Origin of the sequence: Pseudomonas sp. 34 E 7, assembly GCF_900005715.1 — a bacterium.
GTDB classification, from domain to species: Bacteria; Pseudomonadota; Gammaproteobacteria; order Pseudomonadales; family Pseudomonadaceae; genus Aquipseudomonas; species Aquipseudomonas orientalis_A.
Genome location: NZ_CVTX01000168.1, coordinates 78088 through 95352 on the forward strand (window position 1 = coordinate 78088; position 17265 = coordinate 95352).

Here is a 17265-nt window from a genome sequence, read left to right on the forward strand (position 1 = left end):
CGTCCTGCCGGGTTACCCACGGATTCAAGCCTGCGTTCGGCCAGCGTGGTTTAACGGGGCGCCTGAGATCACAAGCAGATCAAGATCAAGAGCGGCTCGCTTCGCATCGTGGTTACGGTTGGGCGCTGCTGAGTTGTGTATAGCTACGCCCCGATAGCGGTATGTCAGCCAGCTTACCTGTGACTGATACACCGCCATCGGGGGCAAGCCCCCTCCCACATTGGACTCGCCTTTTCCCTTGATGTGTACACACGCCTGTAACTATAGGTGCCATTTATGTGTGCAATCTTGCTTGAAGCGCACCAAAACGTAACACTTCCTTTCTAAAATTTTTTGCTCTCCCAGATCGATCCCCCTCCTCAATAAAATAAATAGCTGTTCGATCGGTCAATTTATATCGCTTTAAATTCAGCCATTTATTCCAACAACCAATAAAAACGAAATTAACCACGGTTTTCATAGATCCAAAGCTGGCACGCATGTGGCTTAAGAGTATTTGCGCTTTGTATACAATAAATACAAAATCTAAATACACTTTGCCATCTGCCGCATTGCCGCGGATGTGCTGGAGCCTGCCGGAATGCGTACTAGCCTCTCCCATGACGTCGCATTGGATCTGCCCTCCTCCGCCCTGAATCCAGAGGCCGCCGGCCCCGGCCCGCTGGTGCTCAGCCCACGCCTGCACAACAAGGACCTGGCGCCGACCAAGGCCGAAGGGCGTCGCTGGGGGCGCTACAGCATCTTTGCGCTGTGGACCAATGACGTGCACAACATCGCCAACTATTCATTCGCCATCGGCCTGTATGCATTGGGCCTGGGCGGTTGGCAGATTCTGCTGTCACTGGGGATAGGCGCGGCATTGGTGTACTTTTTCATGAACCTGTCGGGTTACATGGGCCAGAAGACCGGCGTGCCGTTCCCGGTAATCAGCCGTATCAGCTTCGGTATCCATGGCGCACAGATTCCGGCGTTGATCCGTGCGGTGATTGCGATTGCCTGGTTCGGTATCCAGACCTACCTGGCATCGGTAGTTTTCCGGGTGCTGCTGACGGCGATTCATCCAGGGTTTGCCGACTACGACCACAACGCGATTCTCGGCCTGTCATCGCTCGGCTGGGCGTGTTTCGTGGCGATCTGGCTGGTGCAATTGGTGATCCTTGCCTATGGCATGGAAATGGTACGTCGCTATGAAGGATTCGCCGGGCCGGTGATTCTGCTCACCGTGGCCTCGCTGGCCGGCTGGATGTACTTCCAGGCAGGCGGCCACATTGCCTGGTCGATCCGCGAACCGCTGAGCGGCGGCGAGATGTGGCGCAATATCTTTGCCGGAGGCGCACTGTGGTTGGCGATCTACGGCACGCTGATCCTCAACTTCTGCGACTTCGCACGCTCCTCGCCCTGCCGCAGGACGATCCAGGTGGGTAACTTCTGGGGCCTGCCGGTGAATATCCTGGTGTTCGCCGCCATCACCGTGCTGCTGTGCGGCGGGCAGTTCCAGCTCAACGGCCGAGTGATCGAAAGCCCGACCGAAATCATCGCCGCCATTCCCAATACCTTCTTTCTCGTGCTCGGCTGCCTGGCCTTCCTGATCGTCACGGTGGCGGTGAACATCATGGCCAACTTCGTCGCCCCGGCGTTCGTGTTGAGCAACCTGGCGCCCAAGTACCTGAACTTCCGTCGCGCCGGGTTGATCAGCGCTACCGTTGCGGTGTTGATCTTGCCGTGGAATCTCTACAACAGCCCGTTGGTGATCGTGTATTTCCTGTCCGGCCTGGGCGCACTGCTGGGGCCGTTGTATGGGGTGATCATGGTCGACTACTGGTTGATCCGCAAAAGCCAGGTGGATGTGCCGCAACTGTACAGCGAAGACGCGCAAGGGGTTTATTACTACAGCCGGGGCGTGAATCTGCGCGCGGTGGCGGCGTTCGTTCCGGCAGCGGTGATTGCCATCCTGCTGGCGTTGTTGCCCGGGTTTGCCAGCGTCTCGCCGTTCTCCTGGCTGTTTGGCGCCGGTATTGCAGGGTTGCTGTACCTGCTGATCGCCAAGCGTCAGCCGTTCTACGCCGATGTCAGCGGCGAAAGCATTGCCGTCGATAACGTCAGTCATTAAACAAGGACATTCCATGCGCATCCTCGTGGTCAACGTCAACACCACCGAATCCATCACCCAGACCATCGCTGAGCAGGCCAGAAGCGTGGCCTCGCCGGGCACCGAGATTGTGGGGCTGACCCCCTACTTCGGGGCCGAGTCGGTGGAGGGCAACTTTGAAAGCTACCTGGCCGCCATCGCCGTCATGGACCGCGTAATGGCCTACGACCAGCCGTTTGATGCGGTGATCCAGGCCGGCTACGGCGAGCATGGCCGCGAAGGCTTGCAGGAGCTGCTCAACGTACCGGTGGTGGATATCACCGAAGCCGCGGCCAGCATGGCGATGTTCCTGGGTCATGCCTACTCGGTGGTGACCACCCTGGACCGCACGGTGCCGCTGATCGAAGACCGGCTGAAACTCGCCGGCCTGTACCAGCGCTGCGCCTCGGTGCGGGCCAGCGGCATGGCGGTGCTGGAGCTGGAAGAAAACCCGGTGGCGGCCATGGAAGCGATCGTGCGCCAGGCGGAACTGGCCATCCTTGAGGACAAGGCGGAAGTGATCTGCCTGGGCTGCGGCGGCATGGCCGGGCTGGACGAGCAGATTCGCCAGCGCACCGGGGTGCCGGTGGTGGATGGGGTGACGGCGGCGGTGACGATCGCTGAGTCGCTGGTGCGGTTGGGGTTGTCGACGTCCAAGGTCAGGACCTATGCGGCGCCAAGGCCGAAGAAAATCATCGGTTGGCCCGGCAAATTCGGCCACTGAAGATCAACGGTGGGAGTGGGCTTGCCCCCTCCCACACTTGGAATTCTGTTTACTTTGCGACCGCACTGAATCTGCGGCCCAATTGCTGCTCGGCGAACTGCTCAATCACAAAATCCACGAACGCCCGGGTCTTGCCGGGCAGCAACTTATGCTCGGCGTAGTAGATGGAGATATTGCCGTCATCCACATACCACTCCGGCAACACCCGCACCACCGCGCCGCTGTCGAGGAACGGCACGGCCATCGGCAGGCTGACCAGCGCAATGCCCAGGCCCTGGGCGCTGGCGCAGCAGGCGGCTTCGGAATCACTCATGGTCATGACGGGCTCGAGCAGCAGCGGGCTGTGCTCGCGCTCGCGGTGGGTCAGTTGCCATGAGCGCACCCGGCCTGTCTGCGGGGAGCGGATCAGGATGCCGTGGCAGCGCGACAAATCCTCGGGCGCACGCACTGCGGGGTGTTGCGCCAGATAAGCCGGCGACGCCACCAGCACCCGGTGCGCCGGGGTCAACGTGCGCGCCACCACGCCCTGGGGCAGTTCAAAGCCACCGCCAATAGCGGCGTCGAAGCCCTGGCCGATCAAGTCAACCTGGCGGTTATCGAAGTGCCAATCCGGGCTGATCGCCGGAAAGCGCCGCATGAATTCACCCAGCAACGGCATCACATAGCGATTGCCGAATACCGTGCCCATGCTCACCTTCAGCGTGCCCACCGGTCGCCCCTCGGCGCTGGCCAGGTTGGCCACGGCGTTCTGAATCGTCGTGAGGCTCCCGCTGACTTCGCCCAGGAACAGCTTGCCGGCTTCGGTCAGGGTCAGGCGCCGGGTGCTGCGCTGAAACAGCCTGACGCCCAGGCGCGCTTCCAGCTTGGCCACGCTTTTACCGACCGCCGCCGGCGTCAGGCTGAGGTGTCGCGCCGCCTCGGCGAAGCTGCCGCCCTCGGCGCTGCGCACAAAGCATTCGATACTGCCAAAGCTCTCCATAACCCGCCACTCTAAACTTTTGGTTTACACAGACTATAGCAATCACGCTCTACCGGCCTGGTCGCGTGAGGCCGATACTCGGCTCATCAACTACGTGGAGATCGACATGACTACTGCAACTCTCACTGGCAAAGTCGCCTTGGTTCAAGGCGGTTCCCGTGGCATCGGCGCGGCCATCGTCAAGCGCCTGGCCGCGCAGGGCGCTGCCGTTGCCTTTACCTACGTCAGTTCGGCCGCCAAGGCGCGAGCCTTGCAGGACAGCGTGATCAGCGCAGGCGGAAAAGCCCTGGCAATCCACGCCGACAGCGCCGATGCCACAGCGATTCGCACGGCGGTCAACGCCACCGTCGAGGCCTTCGGGCGCCTGGATATCCTGGTGAACAACGCCGGCGTGCTGGCTATCGCCCCGCTGGAAGACTTCACGCTGGAAGATTTCGACCAGACCCTGGCGATCAACGTGCGCAGCGTCTTTATTGCCACCCAGGAAGCCGCCAAACATATGGGCGAAGGTGGCCGCGTGATCAATATCGGCAGCACCAACGCCGAGCGCATGCCATTTGGCGGCGGTGGCCCTTACGCGATGAGCAAGGCGGCGCTGGTAGGGTTGACCAAGGGTTTGGCACGCGACCTGGGACCACGGGGGATTACCATCAACAACGTGCAACCGGGGCCGGTGGACACGGATATGAACCCGGCGAACAGTGAGTTTGCCGAGAGTTTGATCGGGTTGATGGCGGTGGGGCGCTATGGCCATGTGGAGGAGATTGCCAGTTTTGTGGCCTATCTTGCCGGGCCGGAAGCGGGCTATATCACCGGTGCCAGCCTGACCATCGATGGGGGGTTCAGCGCCTGAGGTTTTTACGACACTGCATAGGCTTGCCCTAATGCCGTCTGTAGGAGCGAGCTTGCTCGCGAAAAACTCACAGGCAGCGCGTTCATTCAGAAAACACGCGTTTTCGTTGACGTTCTTCGCGAGCAAGAGCTAGGCGCCCCCCTCGCCCCTACAAAGGGCGGTGTACGCTTAACTGACTGGCAAGCCCCCCCACATTTTCAGCCCTGTGCTGAATCAGGACATGGGGGGCAAGCCATAGGCCGCCAGATCAAAGTCCGCCAGTTTGCGGATGATCTGGTCGGCATGCTGATATTTACTGTCGGCCATGGCTTCATCGGGCACGGCGATGGCGGTCATGTGCGCCGCTTTCGCCGCCGTCACGCCGAATGGCGAGTCCTCGAACACCAGGCAATCCCCAGGCGCCACGCCCAGGCGACGCGCAGCGGTGAGGAAGATATCCGGCGCAGGCTTGGCGGCGCCGACTTCCGGGTCGTCGGCAGTGACGATGGTGTCGAACAGGCCAAACCACTCGCGGTGCAACGTCGTCTTGTGGCCGAACGAGTTGCGCGACGAACTGGTACCCACGGCAATCGGAATGTTATGCGCCTTTAAATGCCGCACCAGCGCCTCGGCGCCCGGCATGCCCAGGGCTTTGGGAAACCGCTCGCTCATCAACGGCTCGCGAATCTCCAGAAACTCGGCCGGTGTGATCGGCAGGTCCAGCGCCTTGACGACATAGTCGGCCAGGTCCTGTGCACCGCGCCCGATGATGTGCTGCTTGATGCTCCAGTCATAGGTACGGCCATAGCGTTCGGCAATAATTTGCGTGACTTCGGTGTAGATGCCTTCGGTATCCAGCAACAACCCGTCCATATCGAAAATCACAGCCTTGATCGGGACAGCGGTACGCGGTGCGTTCATCACAACAGAAACCCCGGGGGGAAGACTAAAAGGATTCAGCACAATAGCGGGCCCGGCTGCCTGCGAGCAACCTTGGTGATGCCCCTTTAGAGCATTCATACCACGCAACAGTTTTACCGGCAGGCGTGCGCGGCGCCTGTCTAGAGTTTGTGAGTGAATAGAGATCCGCCTTCGACCATGCGCTGAAAATGCACCTTGCAAACCTTATAAAAGACTTATTAACCTCCAATGAATTCGATCCACTGGACCCGCAAATCGGTCAAACAACTGCTTCGGCTGCATACCTACCATCAGCAACAGGTACGCAATGCGGTGTCAGCGCTTGAGCGCATGCCGGATGCAGTCAACGTCAAGGCGTTGGTTAACCATCCACACGGCTATCGGTTGCGGGTGGGTAATTATCGCGTCCTTTTCGACTGGGACGGCGACATCCATGTGGTCAGCATTCAAGAGGTCAAAAAACGTGACGAACGAACCTACTGCCGTACAGATCATCCACAATATCGAGGGCAAGCCAGCCTTTGTGGTGATCCCCTATGAACATTACCTGGCCCGGCAAAACGACCCGGACCTGATTCCCCACGCTGTCGTCAGCCGCCTGGTAGAGGGAGCGACACCCATACGCGCCTGGCGCGAGCACTTGAACCTCACCCAGGATGAAGTTGCCAAGCGCCTGGGCATTTCACAATCGGCATTCGCCCAGCAAGAAGCGGTCACCAAACCACGTCGAACCACGCGGGAAAAAATCGCCAAGGCCCTTGGCATAAATGCCTGTCAACTTGAGTTATAACCTCATCCCCAAAGCCCGCGCCTTCGACGCCTTCAAAGCGAACCCAAGCATGTTCTATCGTCTAGCCGCCGACAGCCTGGTGCTGTTCCATTTATGCTTCATCCTGTTCGTGCTGTTCGGTAGCCTGCTGGTGCTCAAATGGCGACCGCTCATCTGGCTGCACCTGCCCGCAGCGGCCTGGGGCGTTGCCGTCGAGGTGTTTCACCTGCCCTGCCCGCTCACCCGCTGGGAAAACCTGTTGCGCTATTTGGCCGGACAAGACGGTTATGGCGCAGGCTTCATCGAACATTACATCCTCGCGCTGATCTACCCGGCCGGGCTCACGCCGCAGATCCAACTGGGCCTGGGTGCGCTGGTGCTGCTGGTCAATATTGCGCTGTATGGGCACCTGATCCGACGTTATCGACAGGCTTGAGACAGCCGCACTGGTGAAGAATCAGGCTCCCTCTGCCCCCTCGTAGACGCCGCCATGTCCGAAGCCTTCGAAGTCCCCAGCCCCCACGAAAAGCACCTCGAACACACCACCGAACAGGCCCACGGTCGAGGCGATACCTTTGCCAGTCGTATCGCGGTGATGACCGCCATCATGGCCACCGTCGGCGCCATGCTCAGCTACCAGGCCGGCTCCAGCGAAAGCGAAGCGGCGATGGACAAGAACAACGCCGCGATCATCAAGACCGAAGCCGCCAACCAGTGGAATTACTACCAGGCCAAATCCAGCCGCCAGAACCTGGCGGAGCTGGCCACGCATATTCCCGGCGTGGATGCCGCCCACTACAACGATGAAATCCAGCGCTATAGAAGCCAGAAGGAAGAGGTGCGCAAGCAAGCCGAGAAGCTTGAAGCCACCTCCCTGGAGTGGGACCGCAAATCCGAAGAAGCGCTGCACCAGCACCATCGCTGGGCCCAGGCGATGACGGCGATTCAGATCGCGATCTCACTGGCGGCGATTACCTTGCTCACGCGCAAGGAATGGCTCAAGCGCATGGCGTACGCGGCCGGTGGCGTGGCCGTGGTACTCGGCAGCCTGGCGTGGCTGCATCTCTGACGGTGGGAGGGGGCTTGGCCTGGAACCAGTCTGTGTAGGAGCGAGCTTGCTCGCGAAAAACGTCAACGATAACGCGTGCTTTCTGAATGAACGCGGTGCCTGTGAGTTTTTCGCGAGCAAGCTCGCTCCTACAAAAAGCCTTAACTGACTGGCATTCGGGCTTGCCCCGATGGCGACCTGACTGTCATCACAAACCTTGGCTAGCTGATTTCAATCCGCCATATGAGCGTTTAAAGTGTCGCGCCTCGAGAATTGAGTCTCGAGATTCAGCCCATGGAGTTACGTGTGAAGTACGTCAGTAAAGTAGTTGCCGCAGCCGTTCTTGGTCTCACCCTGGCAGGTTGCACCGGCACCGCCATGAAAACCCAGCAATACGACGCCAGCCAATACACCGTGCTCGGCCACAGCGAAGCCAGCGCCACCGGCATCATGCTGCTGGGCGTTATCCCGATCGGCCAGAACAGCCGCTTCGTCCGCGCTCAGGATGCAGCCATCAAGGCCAAAGGCGGCGACGCGATGATCAACACCCAAGTCCAGGAAAAATGGTTCTGGGCCTGGGTCCTCAATGGCTACACCACCAAGATCTCCGGTGATGTGATCAAGTTGAAAACCGCGCAATAAGTATCAGGTTGCCAGAGCGCTGAGCCTGGCAAGCGAGATAAGCTGCTCGACGGTAGCTGTGCGCGGGAGACCTTCGGGTCTGCCGGTTTTTCCGATTGTGCCGGTTCGCCAACCTGCGTACAGCTGCCACCTTTTGTTTGGCGACAAATGTGTGGCTGCTTTCCTCTGACAACCGGAGTTGCACATATGAACCACTACATAGCCCTCACCAACAACGACAGCGCCACCCCTGCCCTTTTTGTCGACACCACAGCCCCGCTGGAAATACTTCTCGACGCTGCAACCTATCGACTTCGCGCCGTTACCCAGGTCCTTGAGAACCTCGCACTACGCAGTGAGATCAGCAGTGATGCTGTCGTACTCAGCGATTTCGCACTGCTCTGCTCAATTCCGTTGCGCGACGGCTGCGATTTGCTCGACGTCATAGGGCGGCGGATGGACATGCCTTGCGCCTGACCTGAAACGCCAGATTTTCAAACCGCAGAAATAACGAAGCCCCTGATTTTTCGCAGTATCAGGGGCTTGTTTACTTTTCAAGCGACCGCAGCACGCCTGGAGCGTTAAGGACCACCGATCTTCAGGGCACGCTCATCAGATCATGTACAAATCAAAAATCGTGTACAGTTTTTTTCGCTCATGACGATATAGATGGCAAGGTGCCATGGATAGGGCCCGCAACATCTACGAGTCCAATCTTCATGATTAATGTCTTCAAAATGCGCCGTGATCGTCGCGCTGTTCAACAATTGGTTGCTGCAATCACCCGCCGGGTACCGCCACAAGTAGACGGGTGCGCTGAACGCGCGGCTGTCCTCGATGCCTGGAAGGCTTTTGACTCCCTTGATCGCGACTCCCAGTCCCGTATCCATGCGCTTGAGCAGGAACTGGAGGCAGCCCGTGAGCTGCTTCGCGAAGCTGCGTCATCCGCGCATGCCCACGAGGTGCGGTTTGATCTTGTAAACCGCGCCTCCAGTGAAGGGCTCTGGGATATGGAGGTCGTCGCTGGCGACCCGGTGAATCCCAAAAATCGCTTTTGGTGGTCTCAGCAACTGCGAAACCTTCTGGGGTTTAACGATGAGCGCGATTTCCCAAATGTGTTAGCCAGCTGGGCCGACCGCCTGCATCCACAGGACAAGCAAGCCACCCTCGACGCTTTTGCCCGCCACTTGAACGATAAATCCGGGCACACACCGTATAAAGTGAAAAATCGCCTAGCCATGAAGGACGGTTCCTACCGTTGGTTCTATGCCCAGGGAGAGACCTTACGGGATGATCGGGGGATGCCTCTACGCGTCGCGGGTTCTCTGCGTGATATCCATGATCAGCTTGAGCGAGACCAGGAGCACGACGTCATCATCACCCGATTTGAACTGGCCAGGGAGATGCTCTCGGACGGTCTGTGGGATATGGAAGTCATCGCGGGAGACCCGGTCAATCCAAAGAACCCTTTCTGGTGGTCTCCGCAGTTCCGGCGGCTGCTTGGATTTGAAACGGTGGAGGAGTTCCCGGATGTCCTGGACAGCTGGGCATCCCGACTACACCCGGATGATAAGGAACAAAGCCTCGACGCATTTGGTGCTCATTTGAACGACCGATCGGGTAAAACGCCTTTTGATATCGAGTATCGCCTGAAGATGAAGAGCGGCGAGTATCGGTGGTTCAGAGCGCGAGGCCAGACCCGCCGCGACTCCAGCGGCTCACCCCTTCGAGTAGTAGGTGCCCTCGTGGATGTCCACTTGCAGCATGAGCAGGAGGCGCTGCGGCACACTGAGGTCAAGCACCAGCGGACGCTTGAGAACAACATCGCCCAATTGTCACAGATCGTCGGGACGATTCAGAGCATTGCCAACCAGACAAATCTGCTGGCACTGAACGCGGCAATTGAGGCCGCGCGCGCGGGCGAAGCGGGTCGCGGCTTTGCGGTCGTTGCAGACGAAGTGCGCAAGCTGGCAACGCGTACGACTGAAGCGACCGAACAAGCTGCCGGGATGATTGCTCGCTAAGTACCGTCCTGGTGCCTGCTGTCTAATCCGCAGCAGGCATCCAACGGCCGTGAACGCGCGCATTCATCCCGCCTCCCGTATGACCGAATAGAACGGCGGCCAGAAGCGCTGGCCACATTGTCGAAACCTTTTTGCTGACGGATACCTCAAAGGAAACGCGAAGAATCCCGGCGCGGCCTTTCCGTGCCAAGCGACAAGGAATACGCCGTGCTCGAACATCTTGATCTAAATGCGCTGATCGCTGGCTACGGCTACTGGGTAATCTTCCTGGGCTGCCTGCTCGAAGGCGAGACCGTTCTTATCCTGAGCGGAATGGCTGCGCACCAAGGCACTTTGCAAGTGCTGCAGGTGATCGGGTGGGCCACTGCAGGCGGGATACTCGGCGATCAACTGCTGTTTTGGACCGGACGTTATTCCGGGCAGCGCCTGCTGCCCAAACTCAAACGTCATCAGTCAGCCATCGAACGGGTAGAGAACCTTATCCATCGCTATCCGACGACCTCGGTATTCACCGTGCGCTTTCTCTACGGCATGCGCCTGGTGGGGCCCATCGTGATCGGTGCCAGTGGACTATCGCCTTGGAAGTTCGCCCTGATCAATGTGCCAAGTGCGGCAATCTGGGCCACCCTGTTCGTCGGCGCCGGCTATTGGGCCGGCGAAGCATTGCAGCATTTCTTTGGCGACCTGAAGCCGTATCGCCTGCCGATCTTCCTCGCGGTGGTAGCACTGGTGGCCCTGGCGGCAGTGGTGCGGTATTGGCGAAGACGATCCAGTGCGTCGCAGGGCTGAGACGGCTCGTCCGGGTGTGTAGGCGCATAGCCGCCTGTATGTCTGGATAAAGCGCTACAGAGCCCGAATTGGGCAGATGGCGGAACAAAACCAGCAGGCACAAAAAAGCCCCGTAAAACGGGGCTTTTTCGTAACAATGTGGCGGTGAAGGAGAGATTCGAACTCTCGATACAATTTCTTGTATACACACTTTCCAGGCGTGCTCCTTAAGCCACTCGGACACTTCACCGTATCTCGGCAAACCAGTTCAGTCTGTCGAGGCGCGCTAATGTAGTCGAAAGCCTTTCTGATGGCAAAGGTTTTTTTCAGAATTTTCATGCGGTTAGACGGTTATGCCGGAACGGGGTCTACGGGCGATGGCGATTGTGCCAATCTCGGGCATGGATTGGGATGGTCTACGCTGGCTGTGGTGCCCTGCTTCAGGCGCTCTACTGCCGGGTGTCACGCGAAAGCCTGACTGGGCAGTCAGTCACGGCGCTTTACCCGCGCGGGCGCGCTGGGTAACGTTTGCTGCATTCTTCTATAACAAGCCCTATAAGGAACCGCGTCATGAGTGAGTTGATTGCCTACCACCTCGAAGACGGTATTGCGACCCTGACCCTGAGCAACGGCAAGGTGAATGCCATTTCGCCGGCAGTGGTCAGTGCGTTCAATGCGGCGCTGGATCAGGCGGAGCAGGATCGGGCAGTGGTGGTCATCACGGGCACGCCGGGCATTCTGTCGGGTGGTTATGATTTGAAAGTGATGACGGCCGGCCCTAAAGAAGCCATCGGCCTGGTGACGTCCGGCTCGACGCTGGCGCGTCGCCTGTTGTCGCATCCGTTCCCGGTGATCGTGGCATGCCCTGGGCATGCGGTGGCCAAGGGCGCGTTCCTGCTGCTGTCGGCGGATTATCGGATTGGCGTTGAGGGCCCGTTCAGCATTGGCCTGAATGAAGTGGCGATCGGCATGACCATGCACCACGCCGGTATCGAGTTGGCGCGGGACCGTCTGCGCAAGTCGGCGTTTCATCGCTCGGTGATCAATGCCGAGATGTTTGACCCGCAAGGCGCCTTGCAGGCGGGCTTCCTCGACAAGGTGGTGGCGCCGGAAGAATTGCACGCGGCGGCATTGGAAGCGGCGCGGCAGTTGAAGAAGATCAATATGAATGCGCACAAGCAGACCAAGCTGAAAGTGCGCAAGGCGCTGCTGGAAGCGCTGGACGATGCAATTATCCAGGATCAAGGTCATGTGCTGATGTAATACCTGAACCTGCTGTGCCAAAGCCCGACCTCGAGTCGTAATGCTGTTCAGTTAAGCGTACATCGCCCTCTGTAGGAGCGAGCTTGCTCGCGAAAAACGTCAACGATAACGCGTGTTTCCTGATTGAACGCGGCGCCTGTGGTTTTTCGCGAGCAAGCTCGCTCCTACAAAAAGCCTTAACTGAACGACATTACGACCTTGAGTCGGGCTTTTTCTTACAGCCAAAGCCGAAACAGCCTGCGCCGCTCTAGACAGGCTTTATCGGCCCATGTTGAAACATGCGCTTAAACATCGCCTATCTCCTACGTCTTTAGGGGCAATTGCCGAATACAGTGCACATCCGTACACTGCGCCACCTTTTGTTTCGATGGGCCGTGTCGATGCTTTTTCTGTTACGTATGTTGTTGATGGGCCTGCACTTTATGCTCGCCGGGATAGTGGGCGTGCTTATAGGGATATGCCGCCCGTTCAATCCCGACAACAGTCGCCTCTGCGCCCGCCTCTATGCACTGCCCGCCATGTGGATACTGCGCTTGAAGGTAAGGACGGAGGTCGACTCGCTGCGCAACAAGCCCGGCACCTGCGTGGTGATCGCCAACCACCAGTCCAACTATGATCTGTTCGTGCTCGGCACCGTGGTGCCGCATCGCACGGTATGCATTGCCAAGAAAAGCCTTAAGTGGGTGCCGTTGTTCGGCCAGTTGTTCTGGCTGGCCGGCAATGTGCTGATCGACCGCGGCAATGCGCACAAGGCACGCCGTGCCATGCTCACCACGACCCGCACCCTGCAGCATGAAGACACGTCCATCTGGGTATTTCCGGAAGGCACGCGCAACCTCGGCAAAGGTCTGTTGCCGTTCAAAAAAGGCGCGTTCCATATGGCGATTGCGGCCGGTGTGCCGATCGTGCAGGTGTGTGTCAGTAACTATGTCACGCATATGCGCCTTAATCGCTGGAACAGTGGCGAGGTGCTCATACGTTCGTTGGCGCCGATTCCTACTGTGGGGATGACGGCGGACGACGTTCCGACGCTGATGCAGGCGTGCCAGGTGCAGATGGATGCGTGCATTGCGCAGATGGATCGCGAACTGAAAGGCACTTGAACGCCTGCGCCGTGCGGGCGACGCGGAGCGTCACGGGAGGCATTCCCACGCAGAGCGTGGGAACGATCAGTTCAGAGCGTAGGAACGATCACTTCAGGGAACGCCATTCACGCTAAGCTGCCCAACACCTGTCCTCCAGATAAGAAGTGATCAGCACCATGGGTAGAGTCGTTGCCGCCGCCGTCTACAGCGCCGGAAAGAAAGTCACGGATATCACCCTCGACGAAGGTGCGGCCTGGGCCGCCAAACCCGGCCACTTTGTGTGGATCGGCCTGGAAGAACCCAGCGCCCAGGAACTGACCAACCTGCAGCACCAGTTCAACCTGCATGAACTGGCGATCGAAGACGCCATGGAAAAACACAGTCGCCCGAAGCTGGAAACCTTTGGCGACGCGCTGTTTATCGTCACGTACTCACCGGTGCGCGAGAACGGCAAGCTGGAGTTTATCGAGACCCATATCTTCGCCGGCAATGGCTACATCATCACCGCCCGCAACGGGCATTCGGCGTCCTACGGTTTTGTGCGCCAGCGCTGTGAGGCACGTCCGTTGTTGCTGGAGCATGGGGAAGATTTCGTACTCTATGCCTTGCTGGATTTCGTCACCGAAAACTACCAGCCGGTCAGCGAAGCGATCCACGCCGAGATCGATGAACTGGAGCGCAATGTGCTGTGCAGTTCCCTGAGCGAGCGCGATATCCAGAACCTCCACGGCCTGCGCCGCGACGTGCTGCGGCTCAAGCGCTATGTGGCGCCGATGGTGGAGATCAGCCAGGAGTTGCAGAAGCTGAGCTTTCCGTTTATCGACAAGAACATGCGCCCGTATTTCCGTGACGTGCAGATCCACGTCACGCGGCAGATGGAAGACTTGACGACTCTGCGCGACATTGCCAGCCAGACCATCGAGCTCGGCGTGCTGCTGGAGGCCTCGCGCCAGAGTGTGGTGCAGCGCAAGTTCGCCGCCTGGGCGGCGATCCTCGCATTCCCCACGGCGGTGGCGGGGATTTATGGGATGAATTTCCAGAACATGCCCGAGCTGCAATGGCACTACGGCTACTTTGCAGTGCTCGGGTTTATTGCGGTGGGCTGCACCAGCCTGTGGGCGAGCTTCAAACGGTCGGGTTGGCTTTAGGTTTGTGCACCACAAAGCGCATCATCCATTCCGCCACGGTCGCACCGTGGTGGTCGCGCTCAAGGCTGGCCACGCCGTTGGTGTAGACCTTTTCGCCCAGGGTTGTCTGAAGAATCTCAAGCAGTTCGCGGGAATAGTCCTGCACGAATTCCGGGTGGCCCTGGAAGCACAATACCTGGTCGCCAATGTGATACGCCGCGATGGGGCAAAACTCACTCGAGGCGATGACCGTGGCATTTTCCGGCAAGGTGGTGACCTGGTCCTGATGGCTGATCAACAGCGTCAGTTCCGGTACTTCCGGGCTCATCCAGGGCGCCTTGGCATCGAGCTTGTAATCGTGGATGCCCATGCCCCAGCCCTGGCTGGCGCGTTCGGTCTTGCCGCCGAGCAGCAACGCCAGCAACTGGTGGCCGAAGCAGATACCCAACAGTTTGTCGCCGCGCTCATAGCGCTCTAGCACGTAGGTTTTGAGGGTCTGGATCCATGGGTCGGTGCCGAACGAGTCGGCCTTGCTGCCGGTAATCAGGTACGCGTCAAACACTTCGTCATCCGGCGGGTATTCACCCTGCACCACGTTGTACACCACAAACTCGGCGGCAATCGGCTGCTTGGCGAACAGGCGCTTGAACATCTGCCCGTAGCCTTGGTACTGATCGATCAGGCCCGGACGCAGGATATCGGTTTCCAGGATGCAGACGCGTAGCGACATAAAAAATACCTGACACGGCGATGGGAATATTGAACACCCCAGAGCGTGCCTTGAAAGGTATCTGCAAAGCAAGCCCCTGGTTGATCAGCAAAAGGTTGCGCCTTGTGCCGCTTTCTCCAGCAACAACGCCGGTGGCGCGAAACGCTCCCCGTACTGCTCGGCCAGATAGCGCGCCCGGGCGATAAAGTCGTCCAGGCCGTACTGGTTGATAAACTGCAGCGCGCCGCCACTCCAGGCCGCAAAGCCGATGCCGAAGATCGAACCGATATTGGCGTCGGCGGTGGACATCAACACGCCCTCCTCCACACAGCGCACGGTTTCGATGGCCTGGATAAACAACAAGCGATCGCGCACGTCCTGGGGCGAAATCTGTTTATCGGGCTGTTCGAACCGCGTCTTGAGTTCGGGCCAAAGACGCTTCCGGGCGCCTGCCGGATAGTCATAGAAACCGCCACCTGCGGCTTTGCCCGTGCGCTTGTGGTCGTTGACCAGCAGATCGATCACCGCCGTCGCCGGATGGGTCGGCGCTGCCTTGCCCTGCGCTTGCAGGTCCTTGGCGGTTTGCTGTCGGATATGGCTCATGAGGCTGAGGGACACTTCATCAGACACCGCCAGCGGCCCTACCGGCATACCAGCTTTGCGCGCTTCGGTCTCGATCATCGGCGCGGCCACGCCTTCGCCGAGCATGGCGATGCCTTCGTTGGTGAATGTGCCGAATACTCTCGAGGTGAAGAAGCCGCGGCTGTCGTTGACCACAATCGGGGTTTTCTTGATTTGCAGTACGAAGTCGAACCCCCGAGCCAGGGTTTCGTCACTCGTGTGAGCGCCCTTGATGATTTCCACCAGGGCCATCTTGTCCACCGGGCTGAAGAAATGCAGGCCGATGAATTTGCCAGGGTCGGGCACTGCGCTCGCCAGGCCGCTGATGGGCAATGTCGAGGTGTTGGAGGCGATCACCGCGTCTGCACCGACCACGCGTTGTGCGGCGGCCGATACCCTGGCCTTGAGTTCGCGGTCTTCGAACACCGCTTCGATCACCCAATCACAGCCGGCCAGGTCAGCGTCATCCTGTGCAGGGTGAATCCGCGCCAGGATGGTTTCCCGCTGCTCGGCGGTCAGTTGCCCACGGCTGACTTTCTTGTCCAGCAACGCCGCCGAATGGGCCTTGCCCTTCTCGGCAGTGGCCAGGCTGATGTCCTTGAGCACCACGTCAACGCCCGCACAGGCACTGACGTAAGCAATGCCCGCCCCCATCATGCCGGCGCCGAGCACGCCGACCTTGCGCGTCACATAGCGCGCAAAACCTTGTGGTCGCGAGCGGCCGGCGTTGATTTCATTGAGCTGGAACCAGAACGTGCCGATCATGTTTTTCGCCACCTGACCGGTCACCAGCTCGGTGAAATAGCGGGTTTCGATCAGGTGCGCGGTGTCGAAATCCACCTGTGCGCCTTCCACGGCGGCGCAGAGGATTTTCTCCGGTGCCGGGAAACAGCCCTGGGTCTTGCTGCGCAGAATCGACGGCGCAATGGCGAGCATCTGCGCGACTTTCGGGTTCGACGGGGTGCCCCCGGGAATCTGGTAGCCCTTGTTGTCCCACGGCTGCCTGGCCTGCGGATTCGCCAGGATCCAGGCGCGCGACTTGGCCAGCAGCTCGTCGCGATCTGCCGCCACATCATCGATCAGGCCCGCCTGCAGTGCCTGCGCCGGCCGCACTTTCTGGCCTTCCAGCAGATACGGCAGGGCTTTTTCCAGGCCCAGCAAACGCACCATGCGCACCACCCCGCCGCCACCCGGCAACAGGCCCAGGGTGACTTCCGGCAAGCCGAGGTGCACGGACGTGTCGTCCAGCGCGATGCGGTGATGACAGGCCAGGCAAATCTCCCAGCCACCGCCAAGCGCCGCGCCGTTGATCGCGGCCACCACCGGCTTGCCGAGGGTTTCCAGGCTGCGCAGTTGGGCCTTCAACACGCCTACGTCGGCGTAGAACGCCTTGGCGTGGGCTTTGTCGACCTGGATCAGCTCATTGAGGTCGCCACCGGCAAAAAAGGTTTTCTTGGCCGAGGTGATGATCACCCCGGCCAGGGTGTCCTTTTCCGCCTCCAGGCGCGCAATGGTGGCCGCCATTGCCTCACGGTAGGCCGCGTTCATGGTGTTGGCGCTTTGGCCGGGCATGTCGAGGGTCAGCACCACGATCTGGTCCTGGCCTTTTTCGTAACGAATGGCGTCGGTCATGACAGTGTCCTTGG

At 59.4% G+C, this 17265-nt stretch carries 17 protein-coding genes, 1 tRNA gene and 3 pseudogenes; 15 read left to right on the forward strand and 6 right to left on the reverse strand.

The window, feature by feature from the left end; translation table 11 throughout:
* Positions 1-274: 274 nt before the first annotated feature.
* Entirely contained in the window at positions 275-601 is a 327-nt protein-coding gene (locus BFP96_RS30565) for a hypothetical protein (RefSeq protein ID WP_139113435.1), read from the reverse strand.
* Between BFP96_RS30565 and BFP96_RS22275 the strand changes: the two genes are divergently transcribed.
* Both BFP96_RS22275 and BFP96_RS22280 read left to right on the forward strand, forming a co-directional pair.
* Entirely contained in the window at positions 581-2110 is a 1530-nt protein-coding gene (locus BFP96_RS22275) for an NCS1 family nucleobase:cation symporter-1 (RefSeq protein WP_065937027.1), read from the forward strand. The genes BFP96_RS30565 and BFP96_RS22275 overlap by 21 nt on opposite strands.
* A 13-nt stretch (positions 2111-2123) precedes the next feature.
* Positions 2124-2852, forward strand: coding sequence for an aspartate/glutamate racemase family protein (locus BFP96_RS22280; protein ID WP_065937028.1), 729 nt, complete (start codon positions 2124-2126; stop codon positions 2850-2852).
* Between the two features lie 49 nt (positions 2853-2901).
* Here BFP96_RS22280 and BFP96_RS22285 read toward each other — a convergent pair whose 3' ends face one another.
* A complete protein-coding gene (locus BFP96_RS22285) occupies positions 2902-3831 on the reverse strand; it encodes a LysR family transcriptional regulator (RefSeq protein WP_065937029.1) in 930 nt (309 codons plus the stop codon).
* A 106-nt stretch (positions 3832-3937) separates the two neighbouring features.
* Between BFP96_RS22285 and BFP96_RS22290 the strand changes: the two genes are divergently transcribed.
* Complete coding sequence (locus tag BFP96_RS22290; RefSeq protein WP_065937030.1) at positions 3938-4684, forward strand: 3-oxoacyl-ACP reductase family protein; 747 nt, start codon at positions 3938-3940, stop codon at positions 4682-4684.
* A gap of 213 nt (positions 4685-4897) precedes the next feature.
* Here BFP96_RS22290 and BFP96_RS22295 read toward each other — a convergent pair whose 3' ends face one another.
* A complete protein-coding gene (locus BFP96_RS22295) occupies positions 4898-5584 on the reverse strand; it encodes an HAD-IA family hydrolase (RefSeq protein WP_065937031.1) in 687 nt (228 codons plus the stop codon).
* A 228-nt stretch (positions 5585-5812) separates the two neighbouring features.
* On the opposite strand from BFP96_RS22295, the pseudogene BFP96_RS29525 reads away from it, so the two are divergent.
* The 9 genes and pseudogenes from BFP96_RS29525 to BFP96_RS22330 form a co-directional block, all read left to right on the forward strand.
* Positions 5813-6064, forward strand: a pseudogene (locus BFP96_RS29525) (type II toxin-antitoxin system RelE/ParE family toxin); the annotation flags it as partial.
* Positions 6018-6374 (forward strand): helix-turn-helix domain-containing protein, encoded by a 357-nt coding sequence (locus BFP96_RS22300; protein WP_065937032.1) that lies wholly within the window; start codon positions 6018-6020, stop codon positions 6372-6374. The pseudogene BFP96_RS29525 and the gene BFP96_RS22300, both read left to right, overlap by 47 nt.
* Before the next feature lie 49 nt (positions 6375-6423).
* A complete protein-coding gene (locus tag BFP96_RS22305; RefSeq protein ID WP_065895468.1) occupies positions 6424-6789 on the forward strand; it encodes a DUF2784 domain-containing protein in 366 nt (121 codons plus the stop codon).
* 54 nt (positions 6790-6843) lie between these two features.
* Entirely contained in the window at positions 6844-7422 is a 579-nt protein-coding gene (locus BFP96_RS22310; protein WP_065937033.1) for a DUF4337 domain-containing protein, read from the forward strand.
* Between the two features lie 285 nt (positions 7423-7707).
* Positions 7708-8043, forward strand: a complete 336-nt coding sequence (locus tag BFP96_RS22315) for a hypothetical protein (protein WP_065937034.1) — start codon at positions 7708-7710, stop codon at positions 8041-8043.
* 186 nt (positions 8044-8229) lie between these two features.
* The gene (locus BFP96_RS22320; protein ID WP_065937035.1) at positions 8230-8499 is read left to right on the forward strand and encodes a short-chain dehydrogenase; all 270 of its coding nucleotides are present in this window, start codon (positions 8230-8232) and stop codon (positions 8497-8499) included.
* A 533-nt stretch (positions 8500-9032) separates the two neighbouring features.
* Positions 9033-9764 (forward strand): annotated as a pseudogene (locus tag BFP96_RS31860) (PAS domain-containing protein); the annotation flags it as partial.
* A gap of 36 nt (positions 9765-9800) precedes the next feature.
* Positions 9801-10037, forward strand: a pseudogene (locus tag BFP96_RS31865) (methyl-accepting chemotaxis protein); the annotation flags it as partial.
* Positions 10038-10253: 216 nt separating this feature from the next.
* Positions 10254-10835 (forward strand): DedA family protein, encoded by a 582-nt coding sequence (locus tag BFP96_RS22330; protein ID WP_065898167.1) that lies wholly within the window; start codon positions 10254-10256, stop codon positions 10833-10835.
* A 139-nt stretch (positions 10836-10974) separates the two neighbouring features.
* Here BFP96_RS22330 and BFP96_RS22335 read toward each other — a convergent pair.
* Positions 10975-11064 (reverse strand) — tRNA-Ser (locus BFP96_RS22335).
* Positions 11065-11384: 320 nt separating this feature from the next.
* Between BFP96_RS22335 and BFP96_RS22340 the strand changes: the two genes are divergently transcribed.
* From BFP96_RS22340 to BFP96_RS22350, 3 genes are all read left to right on the forward strand, one after another.
* Positions 11385-12077 (forward strand): crotonase/enoyl-CoA hydratase family protein, encoded by a 693-nt coding sequence (locus BFP96_RS22340; RefSeq protein WP_065895451.1) that lies wholly within the window; start codon positions 11385-11387, stop codon positions 12075-12077.
* A 380-nt stretch (positions 12078-12457) separates the two neighbouring features.
* Entirely contained in the window at positions 12458-13180 is a 723-nt protein-coding gene (locus BFP96_RS22345) for a lysophospholipid acyltransferase family protein (RefSeq protein ID WP_065937036.1), read from the forward strand.
* Positions 13181-13338: 158 nt separating this feature from the next.
* Positions 13339-14310 (forward strand): magnesium and cobalt transport protein CorA, encoded by a 972-nt coding sequence (locus BFP96_RS22350; RefSeq protein WP_065895469.1) that lies wholly within the window; start codon positions 13339-13341, stop codon positions 14308-14310.
* On the opposite strand, the gene BFP96_RS22355 is transcribed toward BFP96_RS22350, so the two are convergent.
* Together BFP96_RS22355 and BFP96_RS22360 are read right to left on the reverse strand one after the other, a co-directional pair.
* The gene (locus BFP96_RS22355; protein WP_065937037.1) at positions 14288-15019 is read right to left on the reverse strand and encodes an amidotransferase; all 732 of its coding nucleotides are present in this window, start codon (positions 15017-15019) and stop codon (positions 14288-14290) included. The genes BFP96_RS22350 and BFP96_RS22355 overlap by 23 nt on opposite strands.
* Before the next feature lie 84 nt (positions 15020-15103).
* Positions 15104-17251: a 3-hydroxyacyl-CoA dehydrogenase NAD-binding domain-containing protein gene (locus BFP96_RS22360; RefSeq protein ID WP_065937038.1), complete on the reverse strand. Its 2148-nt coding sequence runs from the start codon at positions 17249-17251 to the stop codon at positions 15104-15106.
* Positions 17252-17265 lie beyond the last annotated feature (14 nt).